Source organism: Hymenobacter sp. B1770 (genome assembly GCF_049896385.1).
Lineage (GTDB): Bacteria > Bacteroidota > Bacteroidia > Cytophagales > Hymenobacteraceae > Hymenobacter.
Genome location: NZ_JAFCUF010000018.1, coordinates 1 through 15,821, shown reverse-complemented (window position 1 = coordinate 15,821; position 15,821 = coordinate 1). Strand labels below are relative to the sequence as shown.

The 15,821-nt window shown below is 57.9% G+C and carries 14 protein-coding genes; 8 read left to right on the top strand and 6 right to left on the bottom strand.

The features are described 5' to 3' along the window. Window positions 1-200 precede the first annotated feature (200 nt). The gene (locus tag ACP7AJ_RS21090; RefSeq protein ID WP_426062207.1) at window positions 201-1,103 is read left to right on the top strand and encodes a histone deacetylase family protein; all 903 of its coding nucleotides are present in this window, start codon (window positions 201-203) and stop codon (window positions 1,101-1,103) included. 23 nt (window positions 1,104-1,126) lie between these two features. Continuing rightward, the gene (locus ACP7AJ_RS21085) at window positions 1,127-2,140 is read left to right on the top strand and encodes a J domain-containing protein (RefSeq protein ID WP_426062206.1); all 1,014 of its coding nucleotides are present in this window, start codon (window positions 1,127-1,129) and stop codon (window positions 2,138-2,140) included. A 243-nt stretch (window positions 2,141-2,383) separates the two neighbouring features. Here the strand turns inward: ACP7AJ_RS21085 and ACP7AJ_RS21080 are convergent, their stop codons facing one another. From ACP7AJ_RS21080 to argB, 6 genes are all read right to left on the bottom strand, one after another. After that, complete coding sequence (locus ACP7AJ_RS21080) at window positions 2,384-3,274, bottom strand: alpha/beta fold hydrolase (RefSeq protein ID WP_426062205.1); 891 nt, start codon at window positions 3,272-3,274, stop codon at window positions 2,384-2,386. An 80-nt stretch (window positions 3,275-3,354) separates the two neighbouring features. Continuing rightward, window positions 3,355-3,948, bottom strand: coding sequence for a TetR/AcrR family transcriptional regulator (locus ACP7AJ_RS21075; RefSeq protein ID WP_426062204.1), 594 nt, complete (start codon window positions 3,946-3,948; stop codon window positions 3,355-3,357). 111 nt (window positions 3,949-4,059) lie between these two features. Next, on the bottom strand, window positions 4,060-4,782 hold the full coding sequence (locus ACP7AJ_RS21070) for a PD-(D/E)XK nuclease-like domain-containing protein (protein WP_426062203.1): 723 nt from the start codon (window positions 4,780-4,782) through the stop codon (window positions 4,060-4,062). 430 nt (window positions 4,783-5,212) lie between these two features. Further along, window positions 5,213-6,523, bottom strand: a complete 1,311-nt coding sequence (argH, locus tag ACP7AJ_RS21065) for an argininosuccinate lyase (RefSeq protein ID WP_426062201.1) — start codon at window positions 6,521-6,523, stop codon at window positions 5,213-5,215. A gap of 55 nt (window positions 6,524-6,578) precedes the next feature. Then, window positions 6,579-7,649 carry a M20 family metallo-hydrolase gene (locus ACP7AJ_RS21060; RefSeq protein WP_426062200.1) on the bottom strand — a complete coding sequence of 357 codons (1,071 nt, stop codon included), beginning with the start codon at window positions 7,647-7,649 and terminating at the stop codon, window positions 6,579-6,581. Next, window positions 7,637-8,419: an acetylglutamate kinase gene (gene argB / locus ACP7AJ_RS21055; RefSeq protein WP_426062199.1), complete on the bottom strand. Its 783-nt coding sequence runs from the start codon at window positions 8,417-8,419 to the stop codon at window positions 7,637-7,639. Before argB ends, ACP7AJ_RS21060 begins: the two co-directional genes overlap by 13 nt. Before the next feature lie 420 nt (window positions 8,420-8,839). On the opposite strand from argB, the gene ACP7AJ_RS21050 reads away from it, so the two are divergent. The 6 genes from ACP7AJ_RS21050 to carB form a co-directional block, all read left to right on the top strand. Continuing rightward, window positions 8,840-9,445 (top strand): GNAT family N-acetyltransferase, encoded by a 606-nt coding sequence (locus ACP7AJ_RS21050; protein WP_426062198.1) that lies wholly within the window; start codon window positions 8,840-8,842, stop codon window positions 9,443-9,445. Beyond that, window positions 9,442-10,632: an argininosuccinate synthase gene (gene argG, locus ACP7AJ_RS21045; RefSeq protein ID WP_426062196.1), complete on the top strand. Its 1,191-nt coding sequence runs from the start codon at window positions 9,442-9,444 to the stop codon at window positions 10,630-10,632. The genes ACP7AJ_RS21050 and argG overlap by 4 nt, the downstream gene beginning before the upstream one ends. Then, the gene (gene argC, locus ACP7AJ_RS21040; protein WP_426062195.1) at window positions 10,622-11,602 is read left to right on the top strand and encodes an N-acetyl-gamma-glutamyl-phosphate reductase; all 981 of its coding nucleotides are present in this window, start codon (window positions 10,622-10,624) and stop codon (window positions 11,600-11,602) included. Before argG ends, argC begins: the two co-directional genes overlap by 11 nt. A gap of 140 nt (window positions 11,603-11,742) precedes the next feature. Further along, window positions 11,743-12,885 (top strand): aspartate aminotransferase family protein, encoded by a 1,143-nt coding sequence (locus ACP7AJ_RS21035; protein WP_426062194.1) that lies wholly within the window; start codon window positions 11,743-11,745, stop codon window positions 12,883-12,885. Between the two features lie 142 nt (window positions 12,886-13,027). Then, complete coding sequence (gene carA / locus ACP7AJ_RS21030) at window positions 13,028-14,110, top strand: glutamine-hydrolyzing carbamoyl-phosphate synthase small subunit (protein WP_426062193.1); 1,083 nt, start codon at window positions 13,028-13,030, stop codon at window positions 14,108-14,110. Window positions 14,111-14,270: 160 nt separating this feature from the next. Then, window positions 14,271-15,821, top strand: a 1,551-nt coding sequence (gene carB, locus ACP7AJ_RS21025) for a carbamoyl-phosphate synthase large subunit (RefSeq protein ID WP_426062191.1), incomplete at its 3' end; no start/stop codon positions are given.

The following is a 15,821-nucleotide window of genomic DNA, read 5'->3' as shown; positions in this document are numbered from 1 at the left end:
TGCCGCATACGGCGCAAAGATGTTGCGTTGAAACCATGAGCACCTATACGCCTTTCACCACGTATTAGACCATCGCCAATTAATAAGTATTTTTACAAATAATCAATTCACCTATTTAAAGCGTGTTTTTAGAGCATAATCAACTTCTTACAAATAGCTCATCACAAACCTGCGATGAAGCTTTCTAGTATTAAGGCCACATGCCGTGCCTTGCAACTTCCGACCACTACACGCTCAATCTTCCCGAAGGGCACCGCTTTCCCATTGCCAAGTATGCTCTGATTCGGGAGCAACTCCTGTGGCAGGGCATAGCAACGGCCCATGATTTCTACGAGCCCGGCCTGTGCGCGGAACAGGACGTGCTGCGCGTGCACACGGAGGAATACTGGCACAAAGTGCGCGACCTGAACCTTAGCCCCGCCGAAGTGCGCCGCCTGGGCCTGCCCCAAAGCCAGCAGCTTGTGCGACGCTCGCTGAGCAGCAGCTCCGGCACCCTGCAATCGGCCCTGAAAGCCCTCCGCGACGGGGTAGGGCTCAATTTAGCCGGCGGCACCCACCACGCTTTTGCCGACCGCGGCGAGGGATTTTGCGTGCTCAACGACCAGGCCATTGCCGCCGCCCACTTATTAGCGCACGGCTTGGCCAGCCAAATTTTGATTGTAGACTTAGACGTGCACCAGGGCGATGGAACCGCGGCCATTTTTGAGAACGAGCCGCGCGTATTCACGTTTTCCATGCATGCCGGGGCCAATTATCCCTTACGCAAGGAAAAATCTGATTTAGACATCGCCCTGGAACTGGGCACCGGTGACGAGCAATACCTGCAGCTGCTCAAAGAGACGCTTCCGAAATTACTAAACCAAGTACAGCCCGGCTTCATTTTTTACCAGGCTGGGGTCGACGTGCTGGCCACCGACAAACTCGGCAAGCTGGCCCTCACGCCAGCGGGCTGCCGGCAGCGCGATGAATTTGTGCTGGGTCTCTGCCACGAGCGACAACTGCCGGTGGCTGTGAGCATGGGCGGCGGCTACTCAGAGCGGTTGGCAGATATTGTGGATGCGCATTGCAACACGTTTCGGGTGGCGTTTGAGCTGTGGCCGTAGGCCCCGTCCCTACCTTTGTACCCATGAAAAAAGCTGCCTCAACGCATCCTGCGCCAGTTACAGTACCAGTGCGGCTCGACGAAAAACACGCGGGCTCCCCTGCCCAGGCAGCCTTCCGCCAGGCCATTCTGGACGTTGAGAACCTACGTGAGCGCCTGCGCGACCTCCGCGCCGAGCAGGCTGAAGCACGCCGCCGCTACTGGCAGCAGGTAGGCCCAGCGGCGACAGCCGTAGTAGCGGCCCGCCGCAGCCTGTTTCCCTCTCTGGAAGAAGCCTTGCTCCTCGGCTATTTCAGTCGCTTAGAAGAAGAGCAGATTACTGACCTGATACTAGGCAATGCCCGGTCATTAGAAGAGCGGTTTGGTGAAGACGAGAGCGAGATAATTCGCAAATACGCCCCCGCGGGCCGTCGCAGCTCCGATACCAAGGCCAAGCCCGATAGCAGCGCCAGCTCCCAGATTCCCGAGGAATACATCCCTGACCCCAGCTTGCCCCCGCACGAGCAAGCCGCTGCCGCCGCTCGCGCCCGCCGCCAAACCAAAGCACAACGGGCCAAGCAAGCCGCCGAACAAGCCGACCAAAAACAGCTCGAATCCAACGCCAAAACCATTTACCGCCAGCTGGCCCGCACCCACCATCCCGACCTGGAGCGCGACCCCGAAAAGCAGGCCGACAAAACCGCCCAGATGCAGCGCATCACCGAGGCTTACGAAGCCGACGACCTCTACACGCTACTCCAGCTGCTGGCCGAATCGGGCCCGGCCGATGCCGAATCGGACGACGTGCTGGCCCGTTATACCCGTGCCTTGCTGCAACAGCAAATCACGCTGAAGCAGGAAATGAACGAGGTGAAGTACGGCCCCACCGGCTTTCAAGGCGCTTCGGCTAAAAAGCAGGAAGCGGAGCTGCGGCAGCTCAAGCGCGATTTGCGCGCCGAGGCCGAGTATGTGCAGCACGTAGGGGTGCTCTTGCGCGAGCCAGATGGCCTGCGCGACGTGCTACGGCAGTTAGCTGCCGAGGGAATGAGCAGTATCTAACCTATTCAAGCACTCCGTCGAGGAGCCGAAATGATAACTCCTGTCATGCTGAGCTTGCGAAGCATCTTCTCACCCCCATACGATTCGCTATGGCGTGAGAAGATGCTTCGCAAGCTCAGCATAACAGGCAACGCAAGCCTGAAAACACCCTCTTCACGGCCTTCCTGAACAAGAGTTCCCACTGTCTCAATCATGGAGGGCTAGCCCCGAAGCTGAACGGTTTTGGCAGAAGCAGGCCTGACCTTACCCAATAAAGCTTACCGCCACTTGTACCACCTTGGCATCGCGCAAAATGCGGTTGTGGCCCAAGCCGCGCGTGGCGTGCAGCACCGCACCAGGCCAAGCCGCGGCAATCTCCTGCCCTTCCGAAAACGGAATTATCTCGTCATTTTCGTCGTGAATTACCAGCACCTTTTCAGCTTTGGTGCCCGGCCCCGACACGGCCACCCCGAATGAGTCGGCTGACCGGCCAGTAGCCTGCTCCACGTATTGGGCAAACCGCGCCACGAAGTCATTGGACAGATACAGAAAGTCGGCAAAGCGCCCGGCCACCGCCCGCGGGCCAATGGAGGCACTTAGCAGCACCAGCCGTGGCAGCGGCGCTCCATCAGGCAGCCGCACCGGCAGCCCTGCCACCGAAGCCGCCCCAAACGAATGAGCCACGATGGCCCGCACCTCCCCCACTGTGTGCATCACCACCTGTACCGCTCCACCAAAAGCCACGAGCGTGGCCTGCTTGCCGGCCGAAGCGCCGTGCGCAGGCCCGTCCAGCGCCACCACCCGGAAGCCTGCGGCCAGTAGCGGCTCCACCCAGGCGCGCCAGAAACTGGCCCGGTGCTCCCAGCCGTGCACCAGAACCACGGCCGGCGCGGCCTCTGGGCCCCACTCATACACCGCCACCGCGCCCGATTCGCAGTCCACAACGCGTCGACGAGCGTCTACTAAAGCAGGCGCTTCCCATGCTTTAATAGGCAGGCGGCGAGGTGATATAAACAGCTTCCAGGCCTGCCTGAAAGCCAGCTCCGGTGCCACCGCCGACAGCACCTTGAGTTGCAGCCGCAGCCAGCGCAACGCAGTGGGCGGCGAAGGGTAGCGCATGCGTGGCGCGGCAGAGATAGCCGGTTCGTCAGCCATGAAATAGTCGTGAGCGGGTGAGAAGGTGTTTATCAAGCCACTGAGCATAGAATCTACCAAGAGCTTTCGGTATACTTGTTTCATACCAGCAGTTCCAGCCGTAGCTGCCCCACTATGGTATGGTAGGGGGTTTCGTCGTGCACGCGGGCGACCTGCAGGGCCCCCGCCAACGTGGTGAGCACCTGCACTGCCTTGGCTGAAGGGCTGCCCACAAACCGCAGCGCCCCGGTAGCCTTCCCAACGGCCAGCACCTGGGCCAGCCACGCCGTCAGCTCCCCGTTGAAGGTGCGGAGCTCGGCTTGCATCGGGGTTGGCAGCGTTAGGAAATCGGCGGCCAACGCGCCAAACAAGCACACGCGGCGCTCCTGGCGCACATGGTTGTCATACACCTTAAAAAGGGCTTCCAGCTGCTCCTTTGGGGGCAAGTCGGCCACGCGGGGCAGGTCGCGCCACTTGCGCAGGCGCTTCAGCTGGCGCGCTACAACGGCCGTGCCCAGGTCGTCTTTGCTGGGGAAATGATAATGAATGGCAGCCGGCTTAACGCCCAGTTCCCGGGCAATGTGCTGGTAACTGAAGGCATTGTAGCCCCGCTCCAGCAACAGGCTTTCGGCTAGGTCAAGAATTCGCGTGCGGGTGTCGGGAGCAAGAGAAACTGTCGTAGCTTGGCTCTTCATAATGGGTCAAAGATAATACTTACTAACTAATAAGTAAGCTTCACTCATTTGACAAAAAAAAGCCCTTCCCAGAGTGGAGAAGGGCAAATTGCTTTAAGAGCTAGCTGAGAATTATTCCTCCGACTGCAATCCCAAGGCGTCGACAGCAGCCTGCACGGCTTCGGCTCGATAAGTCGGCGCGGTGGCCGGCGCCTTCAGTAAGCGCAGCAGACGGTGGTATTTGGTGCGGCCTTCGGCCAGCATTTGCTCACTCACTTCAATGGTGAATACGCCGAATGGCTCCACTTTTTGCACGCCCACCAGCAAGAAGCGCTCGGCGCGGAGGGCATCGGTATAGAAGGCGGCCTGCCGGTCGTAATCATAAGCCGAGCACTGCCAAAGGAAGTGGTCGGCGTCGCGGGCCATGGTGGTTTTAAAGTCGATGATGGTGAACGGTTGGTCTGGGTGGTCCACCACCAAGTCGGCGCGCAGCTTGCAAAGGGTATCGGTTTCGGGCTCCGTGAACAGCACGCTGATTTCGGGAACACCCAGGGTCAGCAGCTCGGCCAGCTGGGTGTTCATCTTAACCCCTTCGACCAGCCACCACACCAAGGTATCGTTCAGGCCGGGCTGGCCCGCTACGTAGTCATCGGGTTCGAGCAGGGCCGTATGAAACGCGGTGCCGAAGCTCAGCGCGCCTTCGTTGGAGCTGGTGTGGGGGCGCGGCGGTCGGCCATCTAAGGCATCGCGCAGGCGCGAGAGGTCGGAGTTGGCAATGGCAGGCAGAGCACGGTAAGTGTCGTAGTCAAGGCGCAGGAGGTCGGGCCGGCGGAAGGGAAGAGCAGAGTCGGGCATAGCTGAAAAGGTAACAGGAAAAAGCGCAGAATGGCTCCGCTTAACGGCTACGAGCACCACTAATCGGTAGTTTAGCGGCGGGGTGCGTACTCCCCCACAGCACGTTGCACGTTTGGCTGTTTCATTATTTTTTCTGCTAGTACCCTACGCCCTGCCTGCAGCCCTGTTTGCGGCTCCCACCACCATTTATACCAATTATACCAGGACTGGCATCAGTTGCATTAATGCTGACTTGGGCATGGCCGTACGGTTTCTACCCGCAGTGCACCGAGCGCTGGCCTCATCCTATTCTACCCTATTATATATGGAAGGCATACTTTTAAAGCACACTAAAAAGGCCGCTGCATAACTGCAGCAGCCTTTTTTATTAACTATTTAATTTTTCACTGTCTTCAGATTGTGCATAAGCAGCGTAAAAACAGAGAAGCTATTAGTCCTTTTTCCCAAATAAGACACTTTGAGTTCTTAAACGCTCAATCTTACCGGCAACTTCCTCCAACCCTAGATTATGAATGCTGCCCAAGTGGGTGGTTTTGAATTCCCGGTGTGGCACATAGCTACCATCTTCCACGGCGCGGCCTACCCGTTGGTACGCATCACGAAACGGCACGCCTGCAATAATCAGCTGGTTGATGTTCTCCACCGAGAAAATGGGGTCGTACTTGGCCTGGTCGATTACACCGGGCTTAATCTTGATTTCGGGCAGTGCAAACAGCAGAATGTCCAGCAGGTTGGCAAACTGCATCATGGGCCCGAAGAGCAGTTCCTTTAGCAGCTGAAAGTCGCGGTGGTAGCCGCTGGGCAGATTGCTGGTGGCCAAAATGATGTCGTTGGGCAGCGCTTGCAGGCGGTTGGCGTGGGCGCGCACCAGTTCAAACACATCCGGGTTTTTCTTGTGGGGCATGATGCTGGAGCCGGTGGTGAACTCCTTCGGCAAATTCACGAAGCCCAGGTCCTGGCTGTTGTAGAGCACCAGGTCGTAGGCCAGCTTGCCCAGCGTGCCCGCTGCACCGGCGATGGCAAAGGCCAGCGTTTTTTCGGTTTTTCCGCGCAGCATTTGGGCGCCCACGGCGCTCACGGCCACGTTGCCGAAACCCATCTCCCGAGTCGTCATTTCCCGGTCGATGGGGAAGCTGCTGCCAAAGCCTGCCCCCGAACCCAGTGGGTTTTGGTCGGCTACTTGGTGCGCGGCTTCAAACAAGCACAAATCGAGCAGCAGATGCTCGGCATAGGCCGTAAACCACAGGCCAAAGCTGCTTGGCATGGCGGCTTGGAAGTGCGTGTAGCCGGGCAGTAAGTCGCCCTGGTGCACTTCGGCCTTCTGCAGCAGCACTTCAGCCAGCAGCAGCATTTTGGCGGCAATCTGCTCTGTATAGTCTTTGAGGAACAGTTGGATGGCCGTCAGCACCTGGTCGTTGCGCGAGCGGGCGGTGTGAATTTTCTTGCCAGCATCACCAAATTTCTCGGTCAGGTAGTGCTCAATTTTGGAATGTACGTCTTCAAAGTCAGCTTCAATTTGAAACGTTCCGGCGGCCACCTGCTCGAGTAGTTCGTCCAGCCCGGTAATTAGCTGCGCCCGCTCTTCCTCCGATATCAAGCCCACTTTGGCCAGCATGTTGGCTTGCGCCTTGGAGGCAAGCATGTCAAATTGCGCAAGGTGCATGTCCAACTCCCGGTCCTGCCCCACCGTGAACTGTTCGATGGTTTCGTTAACGGAAAATCCTTTTTCCCAAATTTTCATAGCGCGGTTTTGCGAAGTAATTAAATTAAGCCTGGCAGGCGGTAAGACTACAGGATTAGTGAAATTTAAGGTCAGTGAGTAACGTGATGTAATCGCGAATACCTGCATGAATCTCACTTAGCAGAATAAATTCATCCGGTGTATGCGAGCGGGCGCTTTCCCCCGGCCCCATTTTCAGGGTTTCAAATGGCATCATCGACTGGTCCGACAACGTGGGCGAGCCATACACCTGCTTGCCCATGGCCACTCCCTTGCGCACCAGCGGATGGTTTTCGCTAATTTTAGAAGAATTGAGGTGGGTGGAGCGCGGCACTATTTCGGACTGCACATTGGCCCGAATAATATCAACCACCTCTTGGTTCTGGTACAACTCATTGGTGCGCACGTCCACCACAAACTGGCAGCGGTCGGGCACCACGTTGTGCTGCTGGCCGGCCGTGATTTGCGTAACCGTCATCTTGACCGGGCCCAGCAGCGGCGACACTTCCGGAAACTGGTATTGCCGCAGCCACTGAATGTCGTCCAGAGCCTTATAAAGAGCATTTTCTCCCTCCTCGCGGGCTGCATGACCGGTTTTGCCATGGGCAGTTGCATCCAGCACAATCAGGCCTTTCTCGGCAATGGCGAGGTTCATGCCCGTAGGTTCGCCCACTATTCCCACGTCAATCTTACCAAGTTGCGGCAGCACACTTCTTATGCCTTTAGCACCCGAAATTTCCTCCTCTGCGGTTATGGCGCAAATTAAATTAAAGGCATTTAGCTTATCTTGAAAATAGCAAAACACTGCTAATAAGCTCACCGCCGAGGCGCCCGCGTCATTGCTACCTAACCCCACCAACTTATCACCTTCCAATTCAGCCCCAAAAGGCGCATAGCTCCACCCGGCACTGGCCCTAACCGTGTCGTGATGGGAGTTGAGTAAGACAGTTGGTTTAGCCGCGTCGAAATGCTGCGAAACAGCCCACACGTTGTTATCCTGGCGTTTTGTCGCCACGCCGTGCGTCGTCAAAAACTCCTGAATTAAAGTGGCCGTATCGGCCTCTTCCCGTGAAAAAGAAGGTGTCTGAATTAGCCGAATTAACAGCGCCACGGCATCATCGCTGAGTTGGCTAATTACATCAGGCATAGCTCTGTTTTTAATGTTTCATCAATAAAAAGCGCGTGCTCAATAATTACTTTATCGACCCCAAACTGCAAAGCCTCAAAGGCATTTTCTAATTTAGGAAGCATGCCGTCGGCAATAATTCCGCTTTCTTTTAATTCAGCGTAATCGAACAAGCTTATTCTTGGAATAACCGATTTCTCATCAGCCACGTCAGTCAACACACCGCGCTTCTCGAAGCAAAAGTGTAGCGCTACGGTATACTGCCTACTCAATGCCTTGGCCACAGAAGCGGCAATGGTATCGGCGTTGGTATTTAATAACTGGCCTTTCCCATCGTGGTTAATGGGGCAGAAAACTGGAGTTATTCCCAACGTCAACAGCTGATTAACCAGGCTTGTATTGATGCTTTCTTCATTCAGGTCGCCCACAAAGCCATAGTCTACCTCCCTTACGGGCCGCTTAGTGGCCAGAATCACGTTGCCATCGGCCCCGGTGAGACCCAGCGCGTTAACCCCCAGACTTTGCAACGCGGCCACCATTTGCTTGTTGGTTTTGCCAGCATAAAACATGGTCACGATATCCAGGGTGGCCTCGTCGGTGATGCGCCGGCCGTGGAGCATGCGCGGGGCAATGCCCAAGGTCGCCATCATGTCGCTGGCGCCTTTTCCGCCGCCGTGGACCAGTATTTTGGGCCCGCTTACTTCGGCAAATAGTCGCAGGAACTCCAGCAAATCCGGTGCGTGGTCGATAATACCACCGCCTATTTTAAATATTTTTAGCTGGGGCTTCATTGGTAATTTGTCTACGCGCAAACCCGAACGTCGCGGGTGGCTGATTCAAAAATTTATATAGGAAACGTTGCACGCAAAAGTAGGAGCTTTTACATTTGCGGCAGAATTGAACCACTTGGCACGGACCCCCGTTAAAGCGTCCAAACCAATATTTCTCTGCCATGACCCTCTCGGTTTATCTGCCTACTTCGCTAGTTCCCGCCGCTTGGCCGGGTGCAGCTGGCGTGTGCAAAACCGCTTGCGCTCTGGTGCGACGACCCTAGCGGCTTCAGCAGCCGCATGTTGGCCCCTTGGCCAGCCCTTTTGAGCCGGGCAAGTATCCGCTCACACTTACAGACAGGTTTGGGCTTTAGCAGGAATCACACGCCGGAAGCGTGTGTCCGGACAGCCGCGCATCTATCCCTAAGTCCTTAAATAACAATGATAATTCGGGTTGCAACGGCAGCGGACGCTCAGTACGCTGACCAATTATGTCAGTGGTATATCGATTCGGCCAAAACACGTGGTACGGGCATCGCCAAGCGCGAGCCCGCCTACGTAGCCCAAAAGATGGCCAGCGGCGACAGCATCATTGCCTTCGTCGATGGCGAGCTGGCGGGTTTCTGCTACATCGAAACGTTTGATGACAAGACGTTTGTAGTCAATTCGGGCCTTGTGGTAAATGCCGAAATTCGTAAGAGTGGCGTGGGACGCGCCATTAAGCAGGGCGTGTTCAACCTCTCGCGCTCGAAGTATCCTAATGCGAAAATATTCGGCATTACTACCAGCTTGGCGGTAATGAAAATTAATACCGAATTGGGCTACAAGCCGGTAACTTTTTCGGAGCTCACTAGCAGCGAAGACTTTTGGAAGGGCTGCCGCAGCTGCAAAAATTTTGGCATCCTGATGGAAAACGAGCGAAAAATGTGCCTGTGCACCGGTATGCTGTTCGACGCGACCAATGCCCCACTCGTGCAGCTCCAAGTCCCTGACTTTACGGCCGACAATCAAGCCCAATTACCTGTTTCTCCCAGTTCTGCATCATGAAGAAAAAAGCCATTCTAGCCTACAGCGGCGGCCTCGACACGTCGTTTTGCGCCGTGTATTTGTCGCGTGAATTAGACCTCGAAGTTCACACAGTCATTGTTAACTCTGGCGGGTTTTCGTCGGAGGAATTGGCCGGCATCGAGAAGCGCGCTTCCGAGCTGGGCTCGGTGAAGCACGAAGTTATTGACGTAACGGACCGGTTTTACCGCGACTGCCTGCGCTACCTGCTGTTTGGCAATGTGTTGAAGAACGACACTTATCCCCTCTCGGTAAGTGCAGAGCGCATGTTTCAGTCATTGGCCATTGCCGAATACGCCCGCGCCAACGAAGCCGATTACATCGTGCACGGCAGCACCGGCGCTGGCAACGACCAAGTGCGTTTCGACGTGGCTTTCTCGGTTATCTCGCCCAAAACGGAGATTCTGACGCCCATCCGCGACCTCAAACTGTCGCGCCAGGCGGAGATTGAATATTTGCAGAAACAGGGCTTCGAGATGAGCTGGGAAAAGGCGCGCTATTCCATAAATAAAGGCATCTGGGGCACCAGCGTGGGCGGCGTCGAAACGCTGACCTCGCACGAAGCCCTACCCGAAAGCGCTTATCCTTCGCAACTGCAGCGCCACGATTCGGAACGCGTGGAAATCACCTTCGAGAAGGGCGAGCCCGTGGCGCTGAACGGCGAAACACTGCCTCCGGTGGAGTTGATTCAGAAGCTAAATGAGCTGGGCTCGGCCTTTGCCATTGGCCGCGACATTCACGTGGGCGACACCATTCTGGGCATTAAGGGCCGCGTGGGCTTTGAGGCACCGGCGCCGCTCATCCTCATCAAAGCACACCACCTGCTGGAGAAGCACACCAGCACCCGCTGGCAGCTTCTGCACAAGGACTACATCGCCAACTGGTACGGCACGCTGCTGCACGAGGCTCAGTACCTCGACCCGGTGATGCGCGACATGGAGGCTTTCCTGGAGTCATCGCAAAACCACGTTTCGGGCACCGTTTTCGTTAATCTCAAGCCGTATCAGTTCGAGCTGCTGGGCGTTGAGTCCAAATATGATATGATGCAGTCGAAAGTGGCTACCTACGGCGAAGAAAACAACGCCTGGGACTCACGCGACGCCAAGGGTTTTATCAAAATCTTCGGCAACCAGCTGAAAATTAGCGCCAGCCTCCACGATGAAAATTAAGATTGGCATCGTAGGCGGCGCCGGCTACACGGCGGGCGAGCTCATTCGCATTTTGCTGCGCCACGAGTTCGCGGAACTCGGCGCTATTGTCAGCTCTTCCAACGCCGGCAACCCGGTGCATCAGGTGCACGACGACCTCATGGGCGACACCGAGCTGGTGTTTGCGTCGGAACTGGCCGGCGACGAAGACGTGGTGTTTCTGTGCCTCGGCCATGGCAACTCCAGCGCATTCCTAGAGAAAAACTCCTTACCCGCTACCACGCACATCATCGACCTGAGCAACGACTTCCGCCTGGAAGCCGACCGGGAATTCGACGACCGGGAATTTGTCTACGGCCTGCCAGAATTGAATAAGCGCCGCATTCAGCAGGCCCAGCACATTGCCAATCCCGGCTGCTTTGCCACGGCCATACAGCTGGCGCTGCTGCCGCTGGCACAAGCGGGCAAGCTGACGGACGATGTGCACGTATCGGCCATCACCGGCTCGACCGGCGCGGGCCAGAGCTTGTCGGAGACGGTGCACTTCTCGTGGCGCACCAACAACGTGTCCATTTACAAGCCCTTCACGCACCAGCACCTCGGCGAAATCGGTGAGAGCCTGGCGCAGCTGCAGTCGCAGCTGGATGCGGACATTCACTTCGTCCCCTACCGCGGCAATTTCTCGCGGGGCATTTTTGCCAGCGTCTACACGCCATCCGATTTGACGCAGGACGAGGCCCGCCAGCTGTATAAAGACTTCTACGCCGAAGCGCCGTTCACCACGGTATCGGACAAAGAAATTCACCTCAAGCAGGTGGTCAACACCAACAAATGCTTGCTGCACGTGCAGAAATTCGGCAAGCAACTGCTCATCACCTCAGCTATCGACAACCTAGTGAAGGGCGCTTCGGGCCAAGCGGTGCAAAACCTGAACTTACTTTTCGGGCTGCCGGAAACGACGGGGCTTCACCTTAAATCGGTGCTTTTCTAACCGTCCCGAACGGTCATGCTGAGCTTGTCGAAGCATCTCTACCGCGGAAGTAATCAATAGCTACAACGAAGCGGTAGAACTGATTCGGCTGCACTCAGCATGACCGTCCTTTTTAATTACGCTCTGACATCACTCAAAACATGGAGCTTTTCAACGTTTATCCGCTCGTCAACATCACACCCGTAAAAGCGCTCGGCGCCAAGCTCTGGGACGATAAAGGACAGGAATACCTGGATTTCTACGGCGGCCACGCCGTTATTTCCATCGGCCACAGCCACCCGCACTACGTGCAGCGCCTTACCGAGCAGTTGCAGAACATCGGCTTCTACTCCAACTCGGTGCAGATTCCGATTCAGGCGGAGCTGGCGCATAAGCTCGGTCAGGTTTCGGGCTATGAGGACTACACGTTGTTTCTGTGCAATTCGGGGGCTGAGGCCAATGAGAATGCACTGAAGCTGGCCTCCTTCCACACCGGCAAAACGCGGGTGGTGGCGTTCAAAGGTGCTTTTCACGGCCGTACTTCCGGGGCAGTAGCTGCCACGGATAACCCCAAAATTGTAGCGCCCTTTAATGCTGGCCACGCTATTTCTTTCGTGGATTACAACCTGAAGGAGGTAGCCAAAATCCTACAGGGTGGCGACGTGTGTGCCGTTATCGTGGAGCCGATTCAAGGGGTAGGCGGCATCATTATGCCTTCCGATGATTTTCTGGTGGGCCTGTCCCTGCTGTGCGGGGCGCACAACGTTCTCCTGATTGCCGATGAAGTGCAGAGCGGCTATGGCCGGAGCGGCAAGTTCTTCGCGCACCAGCACGCTGGCATTCGGCCTGATGTCATCTCGGTGGCCAAAGGCATGGGCAACGGCTTCCCCATTGGCGGCATCCTTATTTCGCCGGCTTTAAAAGCCTCTTACGGACTGTTGGGCACCACGTTTGGCGGCAACCACCTGGCCTGCGCCGCAGCCCTGGCCGTGCTGGAAGTTATCGAAACCGAAAACCTGCTGGCCCACGCCACCGAGCTAAGCCAGTACCTCCGCACCGAATTGGAAGCCAACGCCGGTGCTGAAGAAATCCGCGGCCGCGGCCTGATGGTGGGCATCAAATACGACTTCCCCATCAAAGACGTGCGCGACAAGCTGCTGACCGAGCACCACATTTTCGTGGGCAATGCTTCGGACCCCACCGTGCTGCGCCTGCTGCCGCCATTGAATATCACCAAGGCTGAAGTCAACCGATTCCTACAGGCGCTGTACGCGCTTGTAGCTACCGAAGCCAAAACGGTGTAGAGACGCGACACCTCGCGTCTCGTCGTTGAACGACTCTTTTCAGAATTAATGAGTCAAAATAACGTCAGCAACGATAAAGACGCGAACCGCAGGTCGGCGTAGCCAAGTGTCGCGTCTCTACATCCCAACAGCAACAAAACAGATGAACCAAGTAAAACTCATCCTCGAAGACGGCACCTGCATCGAAGGCACTTCCTTCGGCGCCCACACCTCCGTGGCGGGCGAAGTGGTCTTCAGCACGGCCATGACCGGCTACCCCGAAAACCTGACCGACCCCTCCTTTGCCGGCCAGATTCTGGTGCTCACCACCCCCATGGTCGGCAACTACGGCGTGCCCGGCGAGGAGCTCTACGAGTCGATTTCCAAGATTTTCGAGTCCGACAAAATTCACATTGCCGGCCTGGTGGTCAACTACTACTCCGAGGAGCACAGCCACTGGAACGCCGCCAAAAGCCTCGGCGACTGGCTCAAGGAGTACAACATCCCCGGCATTTTCAACGTCGACACCCGCCGGCTCACCAAGCAGCTGCGCGAAAAAGGCGCGATGCTCGGCAAACTCGTGGCCGCGGAGGACGTGCCCTTCCACGACCCCAACCTCGACCACCTGGTGGCCCAGGTGAGCCGGCCCGGCGTGCAGCGCTACGGCACGGGCCAGCACAAAATCGTGCTGGTGGACTGCGGCACCAAAACCAACATCCTGCGCTGCTTTCTCGAGCGCGACGTGGAACTCATCCGCGTGCCCTGGGACTACGACTTCACCCAACTCGACTACGACGGCCTGTTTTTGAGCAACGGCCCGGGCGACCCGAAGATGTGCGCGGCCACCATCGCCCACCTGCAAACGGCCCTGCAGCAGGACAAGCCCATTTTCGGCATCTGCCTGGGCTCCCAGCTCATGGGCCTGGCCGCCGGCGGCGACACCTTTAAGCTCAAGTACGGCCACCGCAGCCACAACCAGCCCGTCAAGCGCACCGGCACCCGGCGCTGCTACATCACCAGCCAGAACCACGGCTTCGCGGTCGACCCCGCCACGCTGCCCGCCGAGTGGACCGTGCTGTTCGAGAACCTGAACGACGGCACCTGCGAAGGCATCCAGCACACGTCCAAGCCGTTCTTCTCCACCCAGTTCCACCCCGAGGCCGCCGGCGGCCCGCAGGACACGGAGTTTCTGTTCGATGATTTCCTCACCGCCGTCGGGAAATACAAAGCCGACAACCAGAAGTAAAAAAGAACGTCACGCCGCGCGGAGCACCTTGCCCGCTTCCTTGACCGAACGGTTGAGGGCAGTAGGCGAGGTGCTTCCCTGCGCTCTGCGCAACGTTCCATTGGCCCAATCCCCCTTTTAACATGACCCGTTACAACCGGTCTGTTACCCAACCCCTAGCATGACCAAACCCACCAAAGTCCTCGTCCTCGGTTCCGGCGCGCTGAAAATCGGCGAAGCCGGCGAATTCGATTATTCCGGCTCGCAGGCGCTCAAGGCCCTGCAAGAGGAAGGCATCCGCACCGTCCTGATCAACCCCAACATCGCCACGGTGCAGACCTCGGACCACCTGGCCGACGACGTGTACTTCCTGCCCGTGACCCCCTACTTCGTCGAGGAGGTCATCAAAAAGGAGCAGCCCGACGGCATCCTGGTGGCCTTCGGCGGGCAGACGGCGCTCAACTGCGCCGTGGCCCTGTACCGCGCCGGCGTGTTTGAGCAGTACAACGTGCGGGTGCTCGGCACGCCCGTGCAGGCCATCATCGACACCGAGGACCGGGACATCTTCAAGGACAAGCTCGCCCAGATTGGCGTGCTCTGTGCCCGCAGCGTGGCCGTGACGACGCTGGAAGACGCGCTGGCCGCCGGCGAAACCATTGGCTTTCCCATCATCGTGCGGGCCGCCTTTGCCCTCGGCGGGCTGGGCAGCGGCTTTGCCAACAACGGGGACGAGCTGCGGGCCCTGGCCCGGAAAGCCTTCACCACCTCCGACCAGATTCTGGTGGAGGAGTCGCTCAAGGGCTGGAAGGAAGTCGAGTACGAAGTGGTGCGCGACGCGTTCGACAACTGCATCACGGTCTGCAACATGGAGAACTTCGACCCCATCGGCATCCACACCGGCGAGAGCATCGTGGTGGCCCCCTCGCAGACGCTCAGCAACCGCGAGTACCACAAGCTGCGCCGCCTCGGCATCGAGACCATCCGCCACCTGGGCATCGTGGGCGAGTGCAACATCCAGTACGCGCTCGACCCCTTCTCCGAGGACTACCGCGTGATTGAGGTCAACGCGCGCCTCTCGCGCTCCTCGGCCCTGGCCTCGAAGGCCACGGGCTACCCGCTGGCGTTTGTGGCCGCCAAGCTCAGCCTGGGCTACTCGCTCGCGGAGCTGAAAAACAGCGTCACGCAGACCACGTCGGCCTTTTTCGAGCCGGCCCTGGACTACGTGGTGGTGAAGCTGCCGCGCTGGGACCTGGGCAAGTTCGCGGGCGTGAGCCGCGAGATTGGCTCGGCCATGAAAAGCGTGGGCGAGGTGATGGCCATCGGCAAAACGTTCGAGGAAGCCATCCAGAAGGGCCTGCGCATGCTCGACACCGGCAAGCGCGGGTTCGTGGCCAACAAGCCCGAGGACATCGATTCATCGACCATCGACCAGCTGCTCCGCGAGCCCAACGAGGAGCGCATCTTCGCCATCAACGCGGCCTTTGAGGCCGGCTACACCCTGGAGCAGGTGCACGCGCTGACCCGCATCGACCACTGGTTTCTGCAGCGCCTCTACGCCATTTTCCGGCTCGGCCACCGGCTCGCCGACGGGCGCGCCACGGGCCTCGACGGGCTGGAGACGGGCCTGCTGCGCGAGGCGAAAAAAGCCGGCTTCTCCGACCAGCAAATCGCGGTCCAGCTGCTCGGCGAGGGCGACGTGAAGGCCGACGAGCTGCGGGTGCGCGCCCGCCGC

What these genes read in the sequence shown, in the direction of transcription:
- ACP7AJ_RS21090 (WP_426062207.1), top strand. Translation starts at nt 201, where the DNA reads ATGCCGTGCCTTGCAACTTCCGACCACTACACGCTCAATCTTCCCGAA.
- ACP7AJ_RS21085 (WP_426062206.1), top strand. Translation starts at nt 1,127, where the DNA reads ATGAAAAAAGCTGCCTCAACGCATCCTGCGCCAGTTACAGTACCAGTG.
- ACP7AJ_RS21080 (WP_426062205.1), bottom strand. Translation starts at nt 3,274, where the DNA reads ATGGCTGACGAACCGGCTATCTCTGCCGCGCCACGCATGCGCTACCCT.
- ACP7AJ_RS21075 (WP_426062204.1), bottom strand. Translation starts at nt 3,948, where the DNA reads ATGAAGAGCCAAGCTACGACAGTTTCTCTTGCTCCCGACACCCGCACG.
- ACP7AJ_RS21070 (WP_426062203.1), bottom strand. Translation starts at nt 4,782, where the DNA reads ATGCCCGACTCTGCTCTTCCCTTCCGCCGGCCCGACCTCCTGCGCCTT.
- argH (WP_426062201.1), bottom strand. Translation starts at nt 6,523, where the DNA reads ATGAAAATTTGGGAAAAAGGATTTTCCGTTAACGAAACCATCGAACAG.
- ACP7AJ_RS21060 (WP_426062200.1), bottom strand. Translation starts at nt 7,649, where the DNA reads ATGCCTGATGTAATTAGCCAACTCAGCGATGATGCCGTGGCGCTGTTA.
- argB (WP_426062199.1), bottom strand. Translation starts at nt 8,419, where the DNA reads ATGAAGCCCCAGCTAAAAATATTTAAAATAGGCGGTGGTATTATCGAC.
- ACP7AJ_RS21050 (WP_426062198.1), top strand. Translation starts at nt 8,840, where the DNA reads ATGATAATTCGGGTTGCAACGGCAGCGGACGCTCAGTACGCTGACCAA.
- argG (WP_426062196.1), top strand. Translation starts at nt 9,442, where the DNA reads ATGAAGAAAAAAGCCATTCTAGCCTACAGCGGCGGCCTCGACACGTCG.
- argC (WP_426062195.1), top strand. Translation starts at nt 10,622, where the DNA reads ATGAAAATTAAGATTGGCATCGTAGGCGGCGCCGGCTACACGGCGGGC.
- ACP7AJ_RS21035 (WP_426062194.1), top strand. Translation starts at nt 11,743, where the DNA reads ATGGAGCTTTTCAACGTTTATCCGCTCGTCAACATCACACCCGTAAAA.
- carA (WP_426062193.1), top strand. Translation starts at nt 13,028, where the DNA reads ATGAACCAAGTAAAACTCATCCTCGAAGACGGCACCTGCATCGAAGGC.